This window comes from Bradyrhizobium sp. 197, from assembly GCF_023073375.1.
Taxonomy (GTDB): Bacteria; Pseudomonadota; Alphaproteobacteria; order Rhizobiales; family Xanthobacteraceae; genus Bradyrhizobium.
The window spans coordinates 1-22,088 of sequence record NZ_JADPJJ010000074.1; the positions used below are offsets into that span (position 1 = coordinate 1).

At 65.6% G+C, this 22,088-nt stretch carries 17 protein-coding genes; 9 read left to right on the forward strand and 8 right to left on the reverse strand.

Annotated features, from left to right (window positions below; translation table 11 throughout):
• Positions 1-231 precede the first annotated feature (231 nt).
• From sppA to IVB27_RS16885, 9 genes are all read left to right on the forward strand, one after another.
• On the forward strand, positions 232-1,212 hold the full coding sequence (gene sppA / locus IVB27_RS16845; protein ID WP_247444535.1) for a signal peptide peptidase SppA: 981 nt from the start codon (positions 232-234) through the stop codon (positions 1,210-1,212).
• A 172-nt stretch (positions 1,213-1,384) separates the two neighbouring features.
• Positions 1,385-1,690: an integration host factor subunit beta gene (locus IVB27_RS16850; protein ID WP_007598410.1), complete on the forward strand. Its 306-nt coding sequence runs from the start codon at positions 1,385-1,387 to the stop codon at positions 1,688-1,690.
• 71 nt (positions 1,691-1,761) lie between these two features.
• On the forward strand, positions 1,762-2,154 hold the full coding sequence (locus IVB27_RS16855; protein ID WP_247444536.1) for a lipopolysaccharide assembly protein LapA domain-containing protein: 393 nt from the start codon (positions 1,762-1,764) through the stop codon (positions 2,152-2,154).
• Positions 2,155-2,235: 81 nt separating this feature from the next.
• A complete protein-coding gene (locus IVB27_RS16860; protein ID WP_247352787.1) occupies positions 2,236-2,907 on the forward strand; it encodes a phosphoribosylanthranilate isomerase in 672 nt (223 codons plus the stop codon).
• Positions 2,904-4,121, forward strand: a complete 1,218-nt coding sequence (trpB, locus tag IVB27_RS16865; RefSeq protein ID WP_247444537.1) for a tryptophan synthase subunit beta — start codon at positions 2,904-2,906, stop codon at positions 4,119-4,121. The genes IVB27_RS16860 and trpB overlap by 4 nt, the downstream gene beginning before the upstream one ends.
• Positions 4,118-4,954 (forward strand): tryptophan synthase subunit alpha, encoded by an 837-nt coding sequence (gene trpA, locus IVB27_RS16870; RefSeq protein ID WP_247444538.1) that lies wholly within the window; start codon positions 4,118-4,120, stop codon positions 4,952-4,954. The genes trpB and trpA overlap by 4 nt, the downstream gene beginning before the upstream one ends.
• A gap of 111 nt (positions 4,955-5,065) precedes the next feature.
• The gene (accD, locus tag IVB27_RS16875; RefSeq protein ID WP_247444539.1) at positions 5,066-6,007 is read left to right on the forward strand and encodes an acetyl-CoA carboxylase, carboxyltransferase subunit beta; all 942 of its coding nucleotides are present in this window, start codon (positions 5,066-5,068) and stop codon (positions 6,005-6,007) included.
• Positions 6,004-7,347: a bifunctional folylpolyglutamate synthase/dihydrofolate synthase gene (locus tag IVB27_RS16880; protein WP_247444540.1), complete on the forward strand. Its 1,344-nt coding sequence runs from the start codon at positions 6,004-6,006 to the stop codon at positions 7,345-7,347. The genes accD and IVB27_RS16880 overlap by 4 nt, the downstream gene beginning before the upstream one ends.
• 17 nt (positions 7,348-7,364) lie before the next feature.
• Positions 7,365-8,105 (forward strand): metallophosphoesterase family protein, encoded by a 741-nt coding sequence (locus tag IVB27_RS16885; protein WP_247444678.1) that lies wholly within the window; start codon positions 7,365-7,367, stop codon positions 8,103-8,105.
• Between the two features lie 135 nt (positions 8,106-8,240).
• Here the strand turns inward: IVB27_RS16885 and IVB27_RS16890 are convergent, their stop codons facing one another.
• From IVB27_RS16890 to IVB27_RS16925, 8 genes are all read right to left on the reverse strand, one after another.
• Positions 8,241-9,248: an ATP-dependent DNA ligase gene (locus IVB27_RS16890; protein WP_247444679.1), complete on the reverse strand. Its 1,008-nt coding sequence runs from the start codon at positions 9,246-9,248 to the stop codon at positions 8,241-8,243.
• Between the two features lie 143 nt (positions 9,249-9,391).
• Entirely contained in the window at positions 9,392-9,712 is a 321-nt protein-coding gene (gene trxA, locus IVB27_RS16895; RefSeq protein ID WP_247352799.1) for a thioredoxin, read from the reverse strand.
• 63 nt (positions 9,713-9,775) lie between these two features.
• A complete protein-coding gene (gene addA / locus IVB27_RS16900) occupies positions 9,776-13,285 on the reverse strand; it encodes a double-strand break repair helicase AddA (protein WP_247444541.1) in 3,510 nt (1,169 codons plus the stop codon).
• A complete protein-coding gene (addB, locus tag IVB27_RS16905; RefSeq protein WP_247444542.1) occupies positions 13,279-16,425 on the reverse strand; it encodes a double-strand break repair protein AddB in 3,147 nt (1,048 codons plus the stop codon). The genes addA and addB overlap by 7 nt, the downstream gene beginning before the upstream one ends.
• A gap of 201 nt (positions 16,426-16,626) precedes the next feature.
• Positions 16,627-17,349 carry a nucleotidyltransferase family protein gene (locus IVB27_RS16910; protein WP_247352806.1) on the reverse strand — a complete coding sequence of 241 codons (723 nt, stop codon included), beginning with the start codon at positions 17,347-17,349 and terminating at the stop codon, positions 16,627-16,629.
• Positions 17,350-17,473: 124 nt separating this feature from the next.
• The gene (locus IVB27_RS16915; protein ID WP_247352808.1) at positions 17,474-17,791 is read right to left on the reverse strand and encodes a PilZ domain-containing protein; all 318 of its coding nucleotides are present in this window, start codon (positions 17,789-17,791) and stop codon (positions 17,474-17,476) included.
• A 106-nt stretch (positions 17,792-17,897) separates the two neighbouring features.
• The gene (tsaE, locus tag IVB27_RS16920; RefSeq protein WP_247444543.1) at positions 17,898-19,430 is read right to left on the reverse strand and encodes a tRNA (adenosine(37)-N6)-threonylcarbamoyltransferase complex ATPase subunit type 1 TsaE; all 1,533 of its coding nucleotides are present in this window, start codon (positions 19,428-19,430) and stop codon (positions 17,898-17,900) included.
• Positions 19,427-21,931, reverse strand: a complete 2,505-nt coding sequence (locus tag IVB27_RS16925; RefSeq protein WP_247352812.1) for a sensor histidine kinase — start codon at positions 21,929-21,931, stop codon at positions 19,427-19,429. The genes tsaE and IVB27_RS16925 overlap by 4 nt, the downstream gene beginning before the upstream one ends.
• Between the last annotated feature and the right edge of the window lie 157 nt (positions 21,932-22,088).

The following is a 22,088-nucleotide window of genomic DNA, read 5'->3' on the forward strand; positions in this document are numbered from 1 at the left end:
CCGAGACCCGCATAATCCACCGAACCGCCGTATACGGACCCGTACGTACGGTGGTGTGGGAGGGGCGACGCCGCGAGGCGTCCCCCTATCCCGATTGCGCCCGGCTACGCGGCCTCCGCCGAGCCAAGCCTTGTTTACTTCAAATTGCGCCGCAATTGATGTATCCAGATAAGCCAATGGTCATGCTGTGACGGCACAACGCGCTTGGCCCTTCATTTTGGAGATATTCCGATGTCGCTCGATTCGGACATCATCGTCGATCGCCGCAGGATCCGCCGCAAGCTGACGTTCTGGCGCGTGATGGCCGCGCTGATCGCGATCGCGGCGATTGCAGGCTTCGCGCTGGTGGCGACACCAGGTGCGCGCGGCACGTTCGCGTCCGCCGGCTCGATCGCGCGGGTCCAGATCGAGGGCCTGATCCGCAGCGATTCCGATCGCACGCAGGCGCTGGAGCGGCTGGAGAATTCGCAGGCTGCCGCCGTCATCGTCCACATCAACTCGCCGGGCGGCACCACCGCCGGCTCCGAGCAGCTCTATGATTCGCTTGTGAGTCTGAAGGCAAAGAAGCCTCTCGTCGTCGTGGTCGAAGGGCTTGCGGCGTCCGGCGGCTACATCACCGCAATCGCCAGCGACCACATCATCGCCCAGCAGAGCTCGCTGGTCGGCTCGATCGGCGTGCTGTTCCAGTTTCCAAACTTCTCGGAGCTGCTGAAAACCGTCGGCGTCAAGGTCGAGGAGGTGAAATCCACGCCGTTGAAGGCCGCGCCCAACGGTTTTGAGCCGACCAGCCCCGAGGCGCGGGCTGCGCTCGATGCGCTGGTGAAGGACTCCTATGCCTGGTTCAAGGGCCTGGTGAAGGAACGGCGTGGCATGGATGACACGCAGCTCGAGAAAGTGGTTGATGGCCGTGTCTTCACCGGACGCCAGGCGATCGATCTCAAGCTGATCGACCAGATCGGCGACGAGAAGACCGCCGTGACCTGGCTGGTCGAGCAGAAGGGCGTCAAGAAGGGGCTCTCCGTGCGCGATTACAAGTTGCAGCCGCGCTTCGGCGATCTGCCGTTCCTCAAGACTGCGGCCGCAGTGACGCTGGAAGCGCTGGGTTTAGGCTCGATTGCGCATCAAATCGGACAAACCGGCGTCGCTCAGGCGGTCGATCGGATCGGAATGGATGGAATGCTGGCCTTGTGGCAGCCGGCGGCGTCGAACTGACCGGCGCCGGGCGAGCCCCAGAAGCTTTTCCCGTTCGACGCGTGCCGGGCCAGCCCGCTTTTTCGGCATTTGTCACGCATTTTCACGGCGCTCAATCTTCATTTAGCGTCTTGACAGATCACGGTATTTTCACGGAAATGGTCATCCGCACGCTCCCGGGTCCTATCTCTCAATGATCAAATCCGAACTTGTTCAGCGTATCGCCGAGCACAACCCGCATCTGTACCAGCGGGATGTCGAGAACATTGTGAATGCGATTCTCGAAGAGATCGTAGCGGCTCTCGCGCGCGGTGACCGCGTCGAGTTGCGCGGCTTCGGTGCCTTCTCGGTCAAGCATCGCCCTGCACGCGCAGGGCGCAATCCGCGCACCGGCGCCCATGTGCCCGTCGACCAGAAGAGCGTTCCGTTCTTCAAGACCGGCAAGGAAATGCGCGAACGGTTGAATCGCGACCATCCGGATCCAGGCGCGCCAGACTGAGGCCGACGTCAGGGTTTCCCGCGGTCGCGAGCGATGCGGCCGCAAGCTTGATTCAAGGCGAGCGAAGCGAGATGCGAAAGTTCCTGACCGCGCTGATCGTGATTCCGCTGGGCCTGATCCTGATGGTCTTTGCCGTCGCCAACCGGCATTTCGTCACGGTCTCGTTCGATCCCTTCGTTTCCAACGATCCGTCATTCTCGGTCACGCTGCCGCTGTTCCTGCTCCTGATCGTGGTGGCTGCGCTCGGGGTCTTCGCAGGCGGCTGTGCCGTCTGGTTCGGCCAGCGGCGCTGGCGGCGTGCGGCGCGCCGGAATGACGCGGAGGCCCGGGCCGCACGGGGCGAACTGGCCGATCTGCGGGCCCAGGCGGCCGCAGCAAGGCCCGAGTCCCAGCGCCTCCCCGTTCCCTCCGGGGTGGGCCTTTACGGGCCGGTCGGGCGAGACAAGCAGCGCGCGACGTTGTAGAAGCGGCCGCAACCGAAAACCCTGTTTTCCGGCCGCCGACCCGCGGCCTCCATTTGCTTTGAGCCCATATCCTTGGAAAACATGTCCCTGCTTGTCAAAATCTGCGGCCTGTCCACGCCCGAGACGCTCGAAACGGCGCTCGACGCGGGTGCCGACATGGTGGGGTTCGTGTTCTTCCCGCCGTCGCCGCGGCATTTGTCGCTGGAGGCGGGGCGGGACCTCGGCCGGCAGGTGAAACGGCGCGCGCTCAAGCTCGCGCTCACCGTCGACGCCGACGACGCGACGCTCGACAACATCATGGACGCGCTGTCGCCGGACATTTTCCAGCTTCACGGCAAGGAGAGCGTGGCGCGGCTGCGCGACATCAAGCAGCGGTTCGGTCGCCCGGTGATGAAGGTCGTGCCGGTCGCAACGTCAGCCGATCTCGCCGTGCTGCCTGGCTACCTCGCGGTCGCCGATCGCATCCTGTTCGACGCACGCGCGCCGAAAGACGCGACCCGGCCCGGTGGCCTGGGTGCACCGTTCGATTGGCGCCTGCTCGAAAACCTTGAGCTCGCGCTGCCGTATATGGTTTCGGGCGGGCTACATCCAGGGAACGTCGCCGAAGCCCTTCGCGTCACCCGCGCCGGCGGTGTCGACGTCTCCTCCGGTGTCGAGAGCGCCCCGGGCGTGAAGGACCCCGAGATGATCAAAGCCTTCATTCGCGCTGCGCGCGCAAGCCAAGATGCAAGTCAAAAGTTGAGCGTCCGATGAATAGCGTAAAACCCAATTCCTATCGTAGCGGGCCCGACGAGCGCGGCCATTTCGGCATTTTCGGCGGACGCTTCGTCGCCGAAACCCTGATGCCGCTGATCCTCGATCTGGAGAAGGCCTACACCGAGGCCAAGGCCGATCCGGCCTTCCAGTCCGAGATGAACGGCTATCTCAAGAATTATGTCGGCCGGCCCTCGCCGCTTTATTTCGCCGAGCGTCTGACCGAACATCTCGGCGGCGCAAAAATCTACCTCAAGCGTGAAGAGCTCAACCACACCGGCTCCCACAAGGTGAACAACGTGCTCGGCCAGATCATGCTGGCGCGGCGCATGGGCAAGAAGCGCATCATCGCCGAGACCGGCGCCGGCCAGCACGGTGTCGCCACTGCGACGCTGTGCGCGCGCTTCGGTCTCGACTGCGTCGTCTATATGGGCGCCGTCGACGTCGAGCGGCAGCAACCCAATGTCATCCGCATGGAAATGCTGGGCGCCAAGGTGATCCCGGTGCAGTCGGGCACGCGCACGCTGAAGGACGCCATGAACGAGGCGCTGCGCGACTGGGTCACCAACGTGCACGATACCTTCTACTGCATCGGCACTGTCGCCGGTCCGCATCCCTATCCGACGCTGGTGCGCGACTTCCAGTCGATCATCGGCAACGAGACCAAGGCGCAGATGCAGGAGATCGAAGGCCGCCTACCGGATTCGCTGGTCGCCTGCATCGGCGGCGGCTCCAACGCGATGGGCCTGTTTCATCCGTTCCTCGACGATTCCACCGTCCAAATCTTCGGCGTCGAAGCCGCCGGCCACGGGCTGACGCAACTGCATGCCGCCTCGATCGCGGGCGGCCGTCCCGGCGTGCTGCACGGCAACCGCACCTATCTCCTGATGGATGCCGACGGCCAGATCCAGGACGCGCATTCGATCTCGGCCGGCCTCGACTATCCCGGCATCGGCCCCGAGCATTCCTGGCTGCACGAGATCGGCCGCGTGAACTATCTCTCCGCGACCGACGACGAGGCGCTCGCAGCGTTCCAGTTGTTGTCAAAGCTGGAAGGCATCATCCCCGCGCTCGAGCCGGCACATGCCATCGCCAAGGTGATGGAGCTCGCGCCGAAGCGGGCAAAAGATCACCTGATGGTCGTCAACCTCTCCGGCCGCGGCGACAAGGACGTCCCGCAGGTCGGCGACATCCTGAGGGGCAAGAGCAAGTGACCACGCGTATCGACACCCGTTTCGCCGAGTTGAAAAAAGCCGGCCGCGCGGCCTTCGTCACCTTCGTGATGGCCGGCGATCCCGATCCGGCGACCTCGCTCGAGATCATCAAGGCGCTGCCGAAGGCGGGCGCCGATGTGATCGAACTCGGCATGCCCTTTACCGATCCGATGGCCGACGGCCCGTCGATCCAGGCCGCCGGCCTTCGCGCGCTCAAGGTCGGCATGACGCTGAAGAAGACGCTCGATCTCGTGCGCGGCTTCCGCAAGGACGACAACGCCACGCCGATCGTGCTGATGGGCTATTACAACCCGATCTACATCTATGGCGTCGACAAATTCTTAGGTGATGCGAAAGCCGCCGGCATCGACGGCCTCATCATCGTCGACTTGCCGCCGGAAGAGGACGACGAGCTCTGCCTGCCCGCGATGAAGGCCGGCCTCAACTTCATCCGCCTGGCGACGCCGACCACGGACGACAAGCGCCTGCCGGCGGTGCTCGCCAACACCTCGGGCTTTGTCTATTACGTCGCGATCACCGGCATCACAGGCGCGGCGGCGGCTGACGCCTCCTCCGTGAGCGAGGCGGTTACCCGTATCAAGCGGCACACCAAGCTGCCGGTCTGCGTCGGCTTCGGCATTCGCACGCCGGAGAACGCCCGCGCCATTGCGTCCCATGCCAATGGCGCCGTGGTCGGCACCGCGCTGATCGACGCCCTCAAGAACAGCCTCGATGCGGACGGGCGCGCCACCGGCAAAACCGTTAACGCCGTCGCCGAGTTGACGGCGGCCCTGGCCCAGGGCGTCAAGGGCGCGCAACAGGCGGCGGAATAGGCCACAATTCCGCTTCTCGGGCGGGCGACACGGCGGCTTGCCGGGCCGGGGCCCGGCCGCCATATATCCCTTCAGGCGATCCGCAAGGCGGGTCGCACATCGGAGCAAACCATGAACTGGCTTACCAATGTGGTCCGGCCGAAGATCCGCAACATGCTGCGGCGGGAGACGCCGGAGAATCTGTGGATCAAGTGCCCGGATTCCGGACAGCTCGTGTTCTACAAGGACGTCGAGGCCAACCAGTTCGTCATCCCCGGCTCGAACTACCACATGCGCATGAACTCGGTGGCGCGTCTGAGGTCGATTTTCGACAACGAGACCTGGTACGACGTCGCGCTGCCTGACGTCACGCCCGATCCGCTCAAATTCCGCGACGAGAAGAAGTACGTCGATCGCATCAAGGATGCACGCGCGCGGACCAATCTGAACGACGCGATCAAGGTCGGCTACGGCAAGCTCGAAGGTGCCGCCGTCGTCGTCGCCGTGCAGGATTTCGATTTCATGGGCGGCTCGCTCGGCATGGCCGCGGGCGAAGCCATCGTGCGCGGGCTCGAGCTTGCGGTCGAGAAGAAGTCGCCGTTCATCGTGTTCGCAGCGTCAGGCGGTGCGCGCATGCAAGAAGGCATCCTGTCGCTGATGCAGATGCCGCGTACCACCGTCGCGGTGCAGATGCTGCGTGAGGCAAAACAGCCTTACATCGTCGTGCTGACCAACCCGACCACCGGCGGCGTCACCGCGTCCTATGCGATGCTCGGCGACGTGCAGATCGCCGAGCCCGGTGCGCTGATCGGTTTTGCCGGCGCGCGCGTGATCGAGCAGACCATCCGCGAAAAGCTCCCCGAGGGTTTCCAGCGCGCCGAATACCTCAAGGAGCACGGCATGGTCGACATGGTCGTGCATCGCCACGAATTGCGCCCGACCCTGGCGCGGCTCTGCCGCCTGTTGACCAGGGCGCCGGCGCTGGAGAGCGCCTCGAAACCGGTGCAGCCGGTCGTCAGCCCGGCGCAGATCGTATCGGCTCCCGAGACGGCGCCGGCCGCGCCGCACGCGTGAACACTTCCTCCGACAGCGCAAAGCCATCGCTGGGCGACTTGATCGCGCGGCTGTCGGTCCTGCATCAGAAGCGCATCGATCTCGGGCTGGAGCGGATGCACCGCCTGCTCGAGCGGCTCGGTCACCCTGAAAGCAAGCTGCCGCCGGTGATCCATATCGCCGGCACCAACGGCAAGGGCTCGACGCTCGCTTATCTGCGCGCGACGCTGGAGGCCGCGGGCCTCCGCGTCCACGCCTACACCTCGCCCTATCTCGTTCGCATCAACGAATGTTTCCGGCTCGGCCGCGTTGGCGGTGGCGTGCTGGTCGGTGACGACGAATTGCGCGCGGCGCTGGAAGAGGTCGAGCGGGTCAATGCCGGCGAAGCCGCCACCGTGTTCGAGCTCAAGACTGCGGCTGCGTTTCTTCTGTTCGCGCAGAATCCGGCCGATGTCGTGCTGCTCGAAGTCGGCCTCGGCGGCCGGCTCGATTCGACCAATGTGGTCGATACACCAGCGGCCTGCGTGATCACGCCTGTCAGCATGGACCACATGGATTTCCTCGGTGACACCTTGACCTCGATCGCCGGCGAGAAGGCCGCGATCATCAAGCGGGGCGTGCCGGTGATCTGCGCCGAGCAGTCGGGCGAGGTGATGGCGGTGATCGAGGCCCAGGCCAAGCGCATGCGCGCGCCGCTGTTTGCCGCAGGCGAGAGCTGGCACGTCAATGTCGAGCACGGGCGGCTGGTCTATTCCGACGATCGCGGTTTGATGGATCTCACGGCGCCGCGCCTGTTCGGCCGCCACCAGTTCGACAATGCCGGCCTCGCGATTGCGACGCTGCGGGCCACCAACGCCTTCAAGATCAACCAAGCGGCGTTTGAGGCCGGCATCGTCGGCGCCGAATGGCCGGCACGTATGCAGCGCATTACGTCCGGCGAGTTGCTCTCCTGGGGGCCGCAGGGATCGGAGATCTGGCTCGATGGTGGGCACAATGCCGAGGGCGGCCGCGTCACGGCGGCGGCGCTCGGCGATCTCGAGGAGCGGGTGTCGCGACCGCTGGTCGTCATCGCCGGCATGATGGCCAACAAGGACGCGCGAGCGTTTCTGGCCAATTTCGCCGGTCTGACCCGTCATATCATCGCGGTGCCGATTCCCGACACCGACAACGCGATGCCGGTCGACATCCTCGCGGATGCCGCGCGCAGCCTCGGCATGCGCGTCGAGCCCGCGCCGGGTATCGAGGCCGCACTGCGCGCATTGGCGAAGCTCGCCTATGAAGTGCCGCCGCGCATCCTGATCACCGGCTCGCTCTATCTCGCCGGCCACGTGCTGGGGCTCAACGGCACGCCTCCTGCATAAGGGTTGCGGTGACCAACATGCGTTTTGCCGCGATTGCCGACGTCCACGGAAACTATCTCGCGCTGGAGGCAGTGCTCGCCGACATTCGCGCGCAGGGCATCTCCGACATCGTCAATCTCGGCGACATGCTGAGCGGCCCGCTCGACGCGCGCCGCACGATCGAGATCCTGATGAAGCTCGATGCCGTGCACGTGCTCGGCAATCACGACCGCTATCTGCTCGACCGTCCCCCGGAGAAGATGGGTTCATGGGATCGCCCCGTCCATGCGGAGCTGGATGGCTCGCAGCTCGACTGGCTACGCGCGCAGCCGATGTCGCGCGTCTTTCGCGATCAGGTTTTCCTCTGCCACGCGACGCCCGGCAATGACGAGGTCTACTGGCTTGATACCGTGCATCCCGACGGCACGGTGGCGCTGTCGCCGCTCGATCGCATCGAGCAGTTTGCGCAAGGCATCGCGCAATCATTGATCCTTTGCGCCCACACCCATCTCGCCCGCGCGGTGCGGCTGCGCGATGGTCGGCTGGTCGTCAATCCCGGCAGCGTCGGCAGTCCCGGTTATCGCGACAAGCATCCGTTCCCGCATGTCGTCGAAGCCGGTACGCCGCATGCGCGCTATGCGATCGCCGAGCGCGTCGATGACGCCTGGCAGATGACGTTTCGTCACGTTGCGTACGATCACGACACGATGGCCGCGCTGGCGCGTCGCAACGGCCAGCCGGAGTTGGCGAACGCGCTGGCGACGGGATGGATTAGATAGCCCCGCTCGTGTCCCGGACGCGGCGCGGCATGAAATGACGCGACGCAGAGCCGGGACCCAGCAGGCGGTGGGCCCCGGCTCTGCAGCGCACCGCTGAAGAAGCGCTGCGCTGCGTCCGGGGCACGAGAGCGATCGTCATCCAAGCAACTTCATCGGATCCGCCACCTTCTGCTTCAGCTGCTCGAAGCTGCATTGCCGCGGTGCCTTGTCGGGGCGCCAGCGCAGGATCGAGGTGCCGTGGCGAAAGCGCTCGCCGCTGAAATGGTCGTAGCAGACCTCGATCACGAGCTTCGGCTTGAGCGGACACCATTTTGCCGAGCGCTCCGTGGACCAGCGGCTCGGCCCGCCCGGCGCGTTGCCGGTGAAGCCCGGCTCGCCGATCAGCGCTTCCAGCCGATCGGTCAGAGCAGGCCTTTCTGTCGCCTTGATCGCCGAGGTGAAGCCGACATGGTGAAGGAGACCTTCGTCATCGTAGAGTCCGAGCAGCAGCGAGCCGACCACGCTCCGGCCGGCGAGCTTGTTGGTGGCATAGCGGAAGCCGCCGACGACACAATCGGCGCTCCGGAATTTCTTGATCTTCTGCATGCCGTCGCGATTTCCCGCCTGGTAAGGCAGGTCGATGCGCTTGGCGATGACGCCGTCCGAGCCGCCGCCGGATTGCGCCAGCCATTTTTGCGCGGTGGCGTAGCTTGTCGCCGCCGGTGAGAGGCGGAAGATGCTGGCTTTCAGGTTGGCTTTCGCAAACGCTTCCAGCGCCGGCCGCCGCTCGCCGAGCGGCTCTTTGGCAAGCTGCTTCTCGCCAGCCGTCGCAAGCAGATCGAAGACGAGATAAAGTGCCGGCGTGTCCTGAGAGAGCTTGTTCACGCGGCTTGAAGCGGGGTGAATGCGCTGCAGCAGCGCGTCGAAAGAAAAGCTTTTGCCGTGCGGCACGACAATCTCGCCGTCGAGCGTGAAGCAATCCGCCTTCAGCTTCAGTGCCGCGGCGACGATCTCGGGGAAGTAGCGCGCGAGGTCCTCGCCGGATTTCGAGCGCAAATCAATGCTGCCGCCATTGCGCGATAGCAGGCAACGGAAGCCATCCCATTTCGGCTCGTATTGCCACTCCTTGCCGCGCGGGATCGCATCGACGGACTTCGCCTCCATCGCAACGAGAGATGTCGATTTTCGCGCGCGTTTTGCGGGGGAAGGCACGGGTTGGGACTCGTCATACGCAGGACATGTCCCATCAACGCAAAACGGCCGACTTTCGCCGGCCGTTTCCAAAAAATAATCTCGTGCGCGGCGGATCAGACTGCGGAGGTGATCCACTGCTGCAGCTTTGCCTTCGGCGCTGCGCCGACCTGGCGAGAAGCCATCTCGCCGCCCTTGAAGATCATCAGGGTCGGGATCGACATCACGCCATACTTCGACGCGGTCTTCGGGCTCTCGTCGACGTTGAGCTTCACGATCTTGACCTTGTCGCCCATCGCGCCGGAGATCTCGTCGAGCGCGGGTGCGATCATGCGGCAGGGACCGCACCATTCGGCCCAGAAATCGACAACCACCGGACCGTCCGCCTTGAGCACTTCGGCTTCGAAATCGGTGTCAGAAACTTTGCCAACGGCCATGGGAATACCTCGTACCTGAGAGAAGGACGCGACGGGAATCGCACCCGAGATCATGGCGTCAACCTATGAACGGCTCCTTGCCGGGTCAAGGACGCTCACACGGAGATGAAGGGATGCCAGCGCCGCGTCCAGCGCGGGGGCTGAAATCTCCATATATTCAAGGGCCTCGGTCCAGAGCAGAACGGCTCGAACAGGCTTTTGGGGATAAAGCCGCGATAGCACCGCCCGATACAGCGCAAGCTGCCGGACATAGGTCGCGGGCGCCTCAGCGGCGCTCCTGGGCGCCGCCTGGTTGGTCTTGAAATCGACGATCAAAACCTCATCCGGACGAACGACCAGCCGGTCGATCTGCCCCGACACCAGCGCCGGGGTGCGGCCTGGCCGCTCCAGCCTGCCGACGATGGCGACCTCCGCCCGGCTGCCCGCGGCAAAGACCGGCGCGAAGCGCGGTTCAGTGATGAGGGCGAGCACCTTGTCGGCCAGCGCGGCGCGGTCAGCCTCCGCCCAGTCCGAGGCATTGCGCGCCATGAAGCCGAGCGCGGCCTCGCGCCGGCGATCGCTGGCGATGTCGGGGAGTGATTGCAGCAGCCGGTGCACCAGCGTGCCGCGTTGCAGCGCGAGCGCGCGGGACTGCACCGATTCACTTGACCGCACTACGCGGCCTCCCTCGGCAGACTGGCCGGAGGGACGGACAGGATCGTCATCGACGGTCTCGCGCGGCGCCGGCGTTCGCAGCCAGTCCGGGAGCGCGGTCGTCTGGTCCACGGACGTCGCCGGCGTGCCCAGTGCCTCGGCATCCCCGGGCCGCGCGAATCGCGTCACTTTGCCGAGCGGCGTCTCGATTGTCTGCTTGTCCAGGCCCGAGCCGGCGAGCCCGGTGTCGACCAGGTCGTACCAGCTCAGCTTGCGAACCGCCTTCATGTTGCCGGGCAAGCAGCCGCCGACGATCAGCCGGTCGGCGGCGCGCGTCATCGCGACGTAGAGCAGGCGGCGGTATTCGTCCTCGGTCTCCTCGATCATCGCCTTGCGTGCGTCGGCGACGGGCTTTGGATCGTCCGCCTTGCGGCCGGCCCACACCACGACTTCGCCGCCATTGCCTCGCGGCATGTGGATCAACCGGACCCGCTGCGAGTCCGCAGGCGACGATGTGGTGTCGACCATGAACACGACGGAAGCTTCCAGGCCTTTGGCGCCGTGCACGGTCATCACCCGTACCTCGTCGCGCGAGATCTCCATGTCGCGCTTCACCTCAGTGTCGGCCGAACGCAGCCAGGCCATGAAGCCCTGCAGCGAGGCCGGCGCCTTGCGTTCGTAGTTCAGCGCCAGCTCCAGAAATTCGTCGAGCGCGTCGTTGGCCTCGTGACCGAGCCGGCGCAGGATGCGCGCGCGTCCGCCGTCGCCGCCGAGCAGCCAGGCGTAAAAGGCGAACGGCGTTTCCTCGCGCGCACGCATTTCGCAGGCTTCGAGGCGTCGCAACGCCGCAGCGAATTTCTCGCTTGTGCCTGCATGCTCGGCGAGCGCGCGGCGCAAGGATCCCTTGCGATCCCAGGCAAGCTGGAACAGATCGTCGTCATCGAGCCCGAACAGCGGGCTCTTCAGCGCCACCGCGAGCGCGAGATCGTCCTGCGGCAGCAACAGCGCGTCGGCGAGGTTCATCAGATCGATGATTCCGATGTGCTCGGTGAGCTTCAGTCGATCGGCGCCCGCGACAGGAACGTTGGCATGCTTCAGGGCCTGGATCACGGCGTCGAACGCATTGCCGCGCCGCCGCACCAGGATCAGCATGTCGCCATAGCGCAGGGGCCGCCGCTCGCCTTCGTGTCCCGTCAGCGTGCCGCTCTCGACCAGCCGCTTGATCTCGGTCTGGATGCGGCGCGCAAGCTTGACCTCGGGGCTGGTGGCGGCGACGCCGTCGAACGGCGCGCGCCATCCTTCGATCTCCTGCCTGTCATCGGCTTCCGCGAGGTCCCACAACTCGATCACGCTCGGGCCTGCATCGCCGAGGGCATTGTGCAGGGGATGACCGGTCTCGAGCGAATGGATGCTCTTGTAGATCGCGGGCTCGCGGAAGACGTGGTCGACCGAATGCAGGATCGCAGCACCCGAGCGGAACGAATAGGTGAAGGCGACCGGATCGAATTTCAGCCCGGCGGCGGTGAACTTGCGGTCCAGCTCGCGCCGGCGCGCGTCGAATTCATGCGGGTCAGCTCCCTGGAACGAGAAGATCGACTGCTTCTCGTCGCCGACCGCGAAGACGGTGCGGTTCAGTCCCTCGCGGGCACCTTTACCTGCGGTGAACTCGGAGATGATGTGCGCGACGATGTCCCATTGCCGGGGGCTGGTGTCCTGGGCTTCGTCGATCAGCACGTGATCGACGCCGCGGTCGAGCTTGTAATGCACCCAACCCGAAGAAACGCGGTTGAGCATCGCCAGTGTCTTGTCGATAAGGTCGTCGTAGTCGAGCAGCCCGCGCTCCTGCTTCTCGCGCCGATAGTTTGCGGCGGCAGCAGTCGCGATATGCAGCAGGGCCGCGGTGCGGTCGCGCATGGTCACCGCGCGGCGCTTCTCGACCAATCCGCTGAGGCGCTGCGCCTCGCTCTCGAACAGGCGGGCAACGGACGGGTTGTGATCGCAAAACTTCTTGGTCAGCACCGCCTTGCGCGGCAATTTGTCGTCGGTGAGGAAGACGCTGAGATAGGCATCGACCTGCGCGCCGCCGGAAAAGACTTTTGCTTCGCGGAGCCGACCGGACTGGTCGTTGTCGGATTTGCTGCCGTCCTCCAGTGCAAAAGCGATGTCATCCCAGCGCGATCGCGGCAGGAACGGACCGTCGAGAATCTCCGTTTCGACGTCCTCGATGCGATCGCTGGCGTCCACGCCCAGCGCCGCTGCCATCTGCTCGGCTGCCAGCTCAGCGTTGCCGGCCTCGTCGGTCCAGGCCATGAAATGGTCGCGGCTCAGACAAGCCTCGCGCACGACCTCCTTAAAGGTGACATCGGCGGCGCTCGCCATCGCAGTCAGCAGCGCGCGGCCGGTGACGCTGTCAGGATCGCGCGCGGCCTCCAGCAGTACCTTCAGATTGGCGCGCTCCATCATGTCGGTCTGGTCGCGATCGTCGATCACCGCGAAGCGCGCGGGCACGTTGGCCTCGAACGGAAACTGCTGGAGCAGGCGGGTGCACAGCGCGTGGATGGTCTGCACCTTCAGTCCGCCGGGCGTCTCCAGCGCACAGGCGAACAGTTTTCGCGCTTCGCGGCGCAACTTTGAATTGGGATGCGGGATGCCGACCGCCGTGATCGCCGCGTCGAGTGCCGTGTCGTCGAGCGTCACCCAATGCCCGAGCGTGGTGAACACGCGCTCGGCCATGTTGGCGGCAGCCGCCTTCGTGAAGGTGATGCAGAGGATCTTTTCCGGCGGCACGCCAGAGAGCAGCAGGCGGATCACCCGCTGCACCAGCACATGCGTCTTGCCCGAGCCGGCATTGGCCGACACGAACGCCGACGCAGTCGGATCGGACGCGCGTGCCTGCCGCGCGCGCACCTCATCGGGAATGGGACGCGGCAACTTCACCATTCCTCGATTCCCAATCCGCCGGCCGCGGACCATTCCTTGATCCGGGCGAGGTCGTCATAAGTGCCGTAGCGGTTCGTCCACATCGGCAGGTTCAGCGAGGTGTAGGGCTGGCTCTCGTCCTCGAAGGCGCGGATCAGCGCCTCCAGCTTGGCCCGTGCTTCGGCAGCAGCCGTATCAGGCGGCTGCGGCTCATCGCCTTGCCTATATTTGAGCTCGAGGATGCGCTCCTCGCCCGGCGGATTGTTGCCGCTCAGGCGCACATAGACGAGCTGGCTCACGGAAGCGCCGGCATCGATATCGGGAAAACCGCCCTCGCGCAGGATCGCGGCTTCCAGCGTGAGTTGCGGCGACAGGCCCATCCGGACCTGCTTGCCGGTCGGCGGCTGGCCGGTCTTGTAGTCGAGGATGGCATAGCCGCCGCCCTGGCGCCGCTCGATGCGGTCGGCGCGCGCGGACAGCTTGAAGCTGCGCGTACTGTCGAGCGCGATCGAAATCTCGCCACGGGTCTCCGCGGTGATGACCTCGATCACGTCGCGACGCGCCGTCTCCCATTCGCCGAACCAGCGCGCGATGCGCTGGAAACGTGGCCACCATAGCGCCCGCGCCTCGGGACGTTCCATCAGCGGTGCAAAGTACTTTTCACCGATCACGCGCAGCACGCGCGCGGGATCGTCGGGCAGATTCGTGGCGTAGCGTTCCGTGAACTCGCCGAGTGCATCGTGGATCGCCGAGCCGCGGTCGGCGGCCGACAGCGGCATGTCGACGGGATCGAGCGCGTCGAGCCGCAAAATGTGTTTTGCGTAGATCGTATAGGGATCGCGCAGCCAGTCCTCGATCGCAGTCACAGACATCCTGAGCGGCCGGGTCGCGCGCGGCGGTCGCGGCTCGGGTTGTTTGATCGGTTTGACCTCGTCGGGCTGGTCCAGCGCGGTTGCGAATTGCACATATTTCTCGCCCGCGCGAATTGCTGTCTTCCAGTGCGCGTCGCCCGCGACCGCCTCTAACCGATGCAGGAAGCGCGAAGCCACCGCGGGCGCGCCGCCCGCCTTTGCGGAGTGGGTGAGGATGACCTCGTCGCCGCCGAGCAGTTGCGCAAAATCATGGGCGGAGAGGCCGATACGGCGCTCAGGCAGATCGAGGCCGAGCTGGTGCCGCATCGGTCGGCTGAGCCAGGGATCGATGCGGGGCGCCGGCGGCCAGACGCCCTCGATCAGTCCGCCGACGATGATTCGGTCGGCCTGCATCAGGCGCGATTCCAGCGGGCCGTAGATCTGAAGCCGCGCGCCGGGCTTGTCTCGCCGCCGCACCGCGCGATCGCCAAATGCGGTCTGGAAGACGTCTGCGTAGTCGGGCAGCGTCACCATCAGTCCGCTGGTCGTGCCGCCGCGCAGGAGATCGTCGAAGGCGCTCGCGAGCGCGAGGCCTTCGCGGTCCTCGAAGGCCAGGGAAATGCCCTGCTCGTCGCGCGACAGCTCGATCATGATCTCGCGGTGGCGATGTGCGAGCTCGGCGAAGTCAAACGGCTTCGCTGACGCCAGGCTCTCGATCGGCGCCAATGCTATCCGCAGGGCATCGATCAGCGCCTGGATGCGATCCAGGTCTTCCGCTTTGAGACGCGCGCGCGGCTCGGCCTTATGCAGCGCGGAGACCTCGCTGCGCCACAGCTTTGCCAGCTCCTCGCGGAAGCGATTGAATTCACGCAGCAGGCCGGCAGTGCCTGCAGGCGGGCGCGTGCCGCGCAAGACCGCAAGCTCCAGGCCCTCGATCGCCGCCCTCCACGCGCCAGGTGCACGGCCGAGCCGGCACAGCGGATGCTTCAGCATCGCCAGCAGCGTCGGCGGCTCCAATCCCTTGGTCGCAGCCTCCGCTGTGAGTCGCGCAAACACGCCGGCGGACGTCTCCATCAAGACGTCGCCGCCGGAATCGTCGAACGCGAGGTCCCACCGGGTCAGCGCGGCCATCACCCGCCGCGCCAGTGCGCGGTCGGGCGTGACGAGCGCGGCGGATTTGTCGAGATGCCGCGCCTCACGCATCGCAATCGCGATGGCGAGGGCTTCCATCTCGGGATTGGGGGCTTCGACCACTGCGAGATTGTTCATGCCGCCGGTGATCTTCGCGGCCACATCCGGCTGCTTCAGGCGGTCGTGCCAAATCTCGGTCTTGGCCGATGGCCGCATCGATTCGGAGGCGAGCAGATCGCGGCCGCCTTCCGCCGGAGGCTGGAGGATATCGACGTCGCTGCGCTTGATGCCAAAGCGATCCAGCAGCGCGTGCATGGCATATTGCGGATGGTTCGAGACCGGATGCTCCGCGAACTTGCCGAGCGAGTCGCGTACGCCGCCGATGCTGCGCCAGGCATCGTCGTCGAGATCGGTATCGAGGCCGGGCAGCACCACGGCGCCATGCGGCAGCAAGGCGACTGCGTGGAGAAATCTTGCCGTGGCCGGCATCGAGCCGGTCGAACCGGCCGCGATCACGGGGCCATGGTGATGCGCGGTCAGCCGCTTGGCTTCGGCATCGATCAGGAGGTCGCGGCGGGCAGCGGGCTCGATGCGTTTGATTTCGGCGAGATGACCGGGCCAGGCGATGCGCGCGATGCGCAAAAATTCAAGCGAGTGCTGCCAGTACCGGTCGAGCATATCAGGCACGAGGCCATCGAGTGCGCTCCAGTCGACGCCGCGCGTGACCATATCGTCGATCAACCGCGCGAGATCGGAGGCCAGCGCCAGAGTCGAAGCGGGGCCGCCGACGACCAGCGGAGACAGCACTGGGCCCTTGGACCAGGCTGCGACCAGCTGCGCCAGTGTCAGCCGCCGTTCGAGTTCGCCGAGGCGCGGCGGAATGTCGAGCGGTGTTGCGCCGGAAAACTGTTCGCCTTCATCGGCGAAAGCGAGTTCATCCTCATCGAGGTCGCCGAGCGCGACGATGCGCGGCAGCACGACGGCATCCGCCTTCAACTCGTCGAGGAAGATCTCGCGGACGATTCGCATGGCGCGCCTTGTCGGCAGGTACAACGTGGCGTCCGCCAGCCGTGCAGGTTCCTTGCGCGCCTCAAAGCCGTCGACCAGCCGGCCGTCGAGCAGGCTTGAGACGACGGTGCGCAGGAAGGGAACTGAGACTGGAACGCTGAAAACGCGCATGAGCTGCCTGATTCGGGAATCAGGCGCCAATATAGGGAGGTGGACTCAAATGGTCATGGGTGGAAGGGAGATAGTCCCCGCTGTTTGACGGCTTCGCCGCTCGCGACCGGGGCGCAGGCTACGTCATCACGGCTGTGGCTGTGGGTCCCGGCTCTGCGGAGCGGCACTTCGCGCCGCACCGCGTCCGGGACAAGAGAGACCCTACGCCACGCTCTCCAGAAACGCCTCTTCCGCGGCGTGCACGGCGTCGGGCGTGCCGACATGCATCCAGACGCCGTCGAGGCGGAGGCCGAACAGCCGCTCCTGCTCGTTGGCGCGGTCAAACATTTTAGTCAGCGAGAACTCGCCTGTCGGAGCATCGGCGAAGATCGAGGGCGACAAGATCGCCGCGCCGGCATAGACGAACGGAACGACCTCTTTTTCCTTGCGCTTGCGCAGGGCGCCGTCGGCCAGCATGCCGTAATCGCCGCGGCCGCTATAGCCGATGCTGGTCGCCGTCGGCGCCATCAGCAGCAGGATGTCCATCCGCGCGAGATCGAAGTTTTCGGCAAGCCGCGCCAGATTGGAGCGCACGCCGTCGATCCACAGCGTATCGGAATTGACATGGAAGAACGGCGCATCGCCGAGCAATGGCAACGCCCTGACCACGCCGCCGCCGGTGCCGAGCACCTGGTCGCGCTCATCCGAGATGGTCACGCGCGGATGCTGGCGGGACGCGGTGTGATTGATGATCTGGTCCGGCAGATAGTGTACGTTGACCACCGCCTCGCTCACGCCGGCCTGGCCGAGCTTGTCGAGCACGTGGTCGAGCAGCGGCTGGCCGGCCACCGGCACCAGCGGCTTCGGCATCTTATCCGTCAACGGACGCATGCGCAGGCCGAACCCTGCGGCGAGCACCATGGCTTTGGTCGGCTTGACGGACATCCTTCGCTTTCTCAGACCTATTGATTTCGCGTTCGCAGCAATCCTAACACGAGGCTTGACCGACCGCACCGCGTCTTAATCGCCTTAACCACCTGCCGTGACGCTTGTACGACGGGTGTTGCCGTTACGCCCGGACGGATGTGGAACGCGCCTTTTTCTTCTTGTCGCCAAGCTTGAGAAAATTGACACCGATCTGGTCGCCATTGACCCAGGCGAGCTCACAGCGCCGGTACGCAAGTCCGGTAGACGACAGCAGCAGAAAAAACTCCTTCAGATGCAGGCCTTCGACCGAGCCGTCGATGGTCAGCTTGGCGCCGCTCTCGGAGACGTCCTCCATGCTGCAGTCGCGCCGCCAGGTGCCGTCGATACCCATCATCTGGGCCGCGATCCCGCGCTCGAAAACAACCCGGCTGTTGCCGCGCTGGTCCGTCTTCACCGCCATCTGCCCTGCTCCGGCCCCGCAACTATCCGGCTGCCCCACCGCCAGATTACCGGTATCTTGGCTAACAGCCGGTAAATCGGGCCCCTAATCTGCCTTGTCGGCCTTGTCAGCCTTGGACCGGCCGTTGGGGCGGTGGGACGTTGGCGACATACCAGTCGCGCAGATGGGCGAGCGCGGGATGCGCCAGGGAGCGCTGGAGATAGGTCCAGATCCGCGGTTGGTGACGCAGATAATGCGGCTTGCCGTCGCGGCGGTTGAGGCGGGCGAAGGTGCCGAGCAGACGCGTGTTCCGCTGCGCCGACATGATGGCGTAGAGCTCAGCGAAGCCGGCCGCGTCGAAGCTTGCGTCGTTCGCGCGGCGCGCCTTGATGTAGCGCGACAGCAGCGTCAGCTCGATTGCCTCGGGCACATCGATGCGGGCGTCCTGGAGCAGCGACACCACGTCGTAGGATTGCGGCCCCAGCACGGTGTCCTGGAAATCGATCACGCCGACGCGTTCGATGCCGGTGCGATTCCCGAGCCAGATCAGGTTCGGCGAGTGATAGTCGCGGATGATCCACGTCTTCGGCGCCGCCAGCGGCTTCTTCAGCAGCTCGCGCCAGATCGCGAAAAATTCGGTGCGCTTCGCGTCGTCCAGCGGTGCGTTGCGGTCGGGCAGGTACCATTCCGGCATCAACCCGATTTCAATCAGCAGCGCCTCGGTATCGAAGACAGGAATGGCGTAGGTCTGCCCATCGAGCGGCAATTTTTCCGGCAGCGTCTCGCCGTGCAGCACGGCCAGCAAATCGGCCGCGGCTTCGTAGCGCTCGGCGATCGGGCGCGGCGGATCGCCCTCGATCACGCCTTCGCTGCCAAAGTCTTCGCTGATCAGGAATCCCTGGTCGAGGTCCGAATGATGGATCGCAGGTGCCGAGATGCCATGTGCGCGCAGACCTTCGCCGATGGCAACGAAGGGTTTTATATTTTCGGCGAGGTGCACCGCGGCGCTGTAGGATTTTCCGTTGTAGACCGCAGCGCCATCCGGGCGCTGCGGAGAGTTCATGAGGATGACGATCGCGTCGTCGCGCAGCAGCCGTGCATACGAGCGCGTCGAGGCGTCGCCCGGCATGCGCTTGCGCGTCGCATCCATGTAGCCGGATGCATCGAGGAATTCGCGTAGCGCCTTCAATCGCGCGACGGTGGCGGCGGCCTTACCATAGCCGGTAATGTCGGCGGCGCGTGCGCTCGAGCCCAGCGCCGGCCGGTGCGTCAGCGCGATGTCGATGCGGTCTTGAGGCATCGCCGACGGGGCGCGCTCCGGCCATTCGATCAGGACGAGGGTCGCTTCCGGCAGCGGCGACAGCCCGATCTCTTCGAGCTCGCTCTCGTCCTCGACGCGGTAGAGGTCGGCATGCATCACCGGGAATGGCGGCAGCTCGTAGCCCTGCACCAGCGTGAAGGTCGGGCTCGGCACTTCCAGCGCCTCGTCGCCGGCGAGATAGCGGATCATGGCCCGCGCCGCCGCGGTCTTGCCGGCACCGAGATCGCCGGTGAGCGTGATGACGTCGCCGGAGCCGACCAGCAGCGCGAGGTCGGCCATCAGGTGCGCAGTCGCCGTCTCGTTGTGAAGCGCGACGGAGAATGTGGTTGGTTCAGTCATTCGGCGGCGTCGCGATGCGCCGCCTGCTCGGTCGGGAAGTCGCAGATTACGACCGTGCCCCTGCCCACGATCGAATCTACCCGGATCTTGCCGCCGTGCAGCTCGACGAAGGAGCGCACCAGCGACAGGCCAAGCCCGGCGCCGCGGTGACGCGAGCCCTGCGATCGGCTTTCAAACCAGTTGAACACCTTGTCCTTCATGTCGGCAGGTATTCCAGGCCCGGAATCTGTCACAGTGAAGACCACGCTGCGTTCGGTGCGGCGGGCGCTGATGCCGACGGCGGAATCCTGTGGAGAAAACCCGACGGCGTTGGCGAGGAGGTTATAGAGCACCTGCACCACGCGCTTCTCGTCGCCGGTGAAGCTGCCGACGTCGGGCGCGATCTCGACCTTGAGACGGATGCGGTCGGTGGCGAGCCGGTCCTGAATACCCTCGGCGGCGAGCTCGATGGTCTTGCTGACGTCGACCGGGCCGAGTTCCAGCTTCATGGCGCCGGCGTCGATGGTGGCGAGATCCAGGATGTTGTTGGTCAGCGCCAGCAGGGCATTGGTCGATTTGGTGACGTAGTCGAGATATTCGGCCTGCTTCGGCGTCAGCGGCCCGGTCGAGGGATCGCTGAGGAAATGCGCGAAGCCGATGATGGTGGTAAGCGGCGAGCGCAGCTCGTAGGAGACGTGGTGGACGAAATCCACCTTCATCTGGTCGGCGGCCTCCAGCGCCTCGTTGCGCTCGCGCAGCGCGCGCTCGACATTCTCGGTATCGGTGATGTCCTGGAACGTCAGCATGGTCGCGCCGTCGTGCAGCGGCCGGATCATGCCGTCGAGCACGCTGCCGTCCTTGCGCTCCAGCTTCAGCGGAACGTCGGCGCGGCTCTCGATCGAGGTGACGGCCTCGCGGATCTGCCGCCAGACGATAGCGTCGTCGAACAGCTGATGGCACCAGCCTTCGACGGTCTGGATGTGCGGCTCGTCGCGCATGGCGTCGCTCGACAGCTTCCACATCCGGACGAAGGCCGGGTTGAACAGCTGCGCCCTGCCGTTGCTGCCGAACACCGCGACGCCCTCGGCGAGGCTGTCCAGCGTCTCGCGCTGGACGCGGATCATGCCGTCGAAGCGGCGGGCGAGCTCGAGGCTCTCGGTGACGTCGTCGAACAGATAGGTGACGCCGCCTTCCGGATTCGGCGTGGTGACGACGGAGAGTGCGCGGCCGTCGGGCAGGTACCAGGTGTCCTTGGCGGTCTCGACCGCGCGGTAGGCCTCGTGCAGCTCGACCTTCCAGGCGCGGAAGTCCGGCTGCTCCGGCAGCTTGCGCCCGGCGCGGAGTTGGTCAAGCACGCTGGAATCATCGGGGTTGGCGTCGAGGAAGGTGCGATCGAGGTCCCACAGCCGGCGGTAGGAATCGTTGTAGAAAGCGAGCCGGCGCTGGCCGTCGAACACGGCAACGCCGGAGGAAAGCTGGTCGAGCGTGCGGCGATGCGCCTCCGCCATCCGTACCAGCGCCGAGCTCAGCGCATCCGCCTCGCTGGCATCGATGGCAACGCCGACATTGCCGCGGCCGACATTGACGGCGCGGACGTCATAGATGCGCCGCTCGCCGCTGATCACGATCGGCAGCCGCGAGGTGAAATTGGCCGCCTCCTTCAGTCCCCGCTCCATCGCCGTGCGGTCGGCGCTGTCGAGCAGCTCGAGCTTGCGCGCCTGGGCGTCGGCGATGGTGGCCGCTTCGGTCGCACGGACATAGGCGGGGTTGGCGTAGGTCAGCGCGCCGTTCTCACTTTTGGCCCAGATCGGCCAGGGTGCGGCGGCGGCGAAGCCGCGCAGCATCTCGGTTTCGTCCGACAGCGCCTTGTAGCGCAAATTGGTCTCGGCCAGATCGCGGCGCAGCCCTGAGAGTTCGCGAATCCTGACGATGGCCTGGCCGCCGATGGCGCGGCCGATGGCCTCGAGCGTGTGGCCATGCGCGGTGGTCAGCGTCAGCTGGAACCCGTCGCCACGGTCCCGCAGCGCGTCGACCGCGTGATCCATCTGGAGCGCCGGCTCCGGCGGCAACCAGGTTCCAAATGCGAGCAGGCGCTGCGGGGAGGAGTCGCGCGGCAACACCATGGAGATGTCGCCGGAAATCTGGGCGCGATTGTCGCCGGCCGGCCAGGAGATCAAAATTTGCGGCTCGGCGAACAGCAGCGCGCCGAAGCGGTCGGCCTGGAGCTGGAGTTCCCCGATTCGGGCGCGCAGCCGCGCCTCGTTCCTCGCCGTGCGCACACGCGTGCGCATCAGGAGAATCGCGGCGACCACCGAGAAGCCTAGCAAAGCCAGCGCAGTGGCCAGCACCGCGAGTTCCTGCCGGTTGAAATCCAGCAATGTTGAGAGTGTGTCGACGAGATCGGCGGCCTCAGCCGGCGCAGCCGGCAGCAGCGCCGCGAGAGCGCTTCCCAAGACGCCGTTGCGCACCAGCGATGTGCACGACAGCAGCGTCCGACGCATCGACACGATCACGCCTGACATAGTTGCCCCAAGAACCGCACGAATTTGCACGCGGCGACCCCCGTCGCGCGCGAATCAAACGACAATACCCTCACCGTGACTCCACCGGTAAGAGTCCAGATCGTGAACGCAAAGCCGGTCCCACAAAAATGCCGGCCGCGCTGTTCCAGCCACGTAA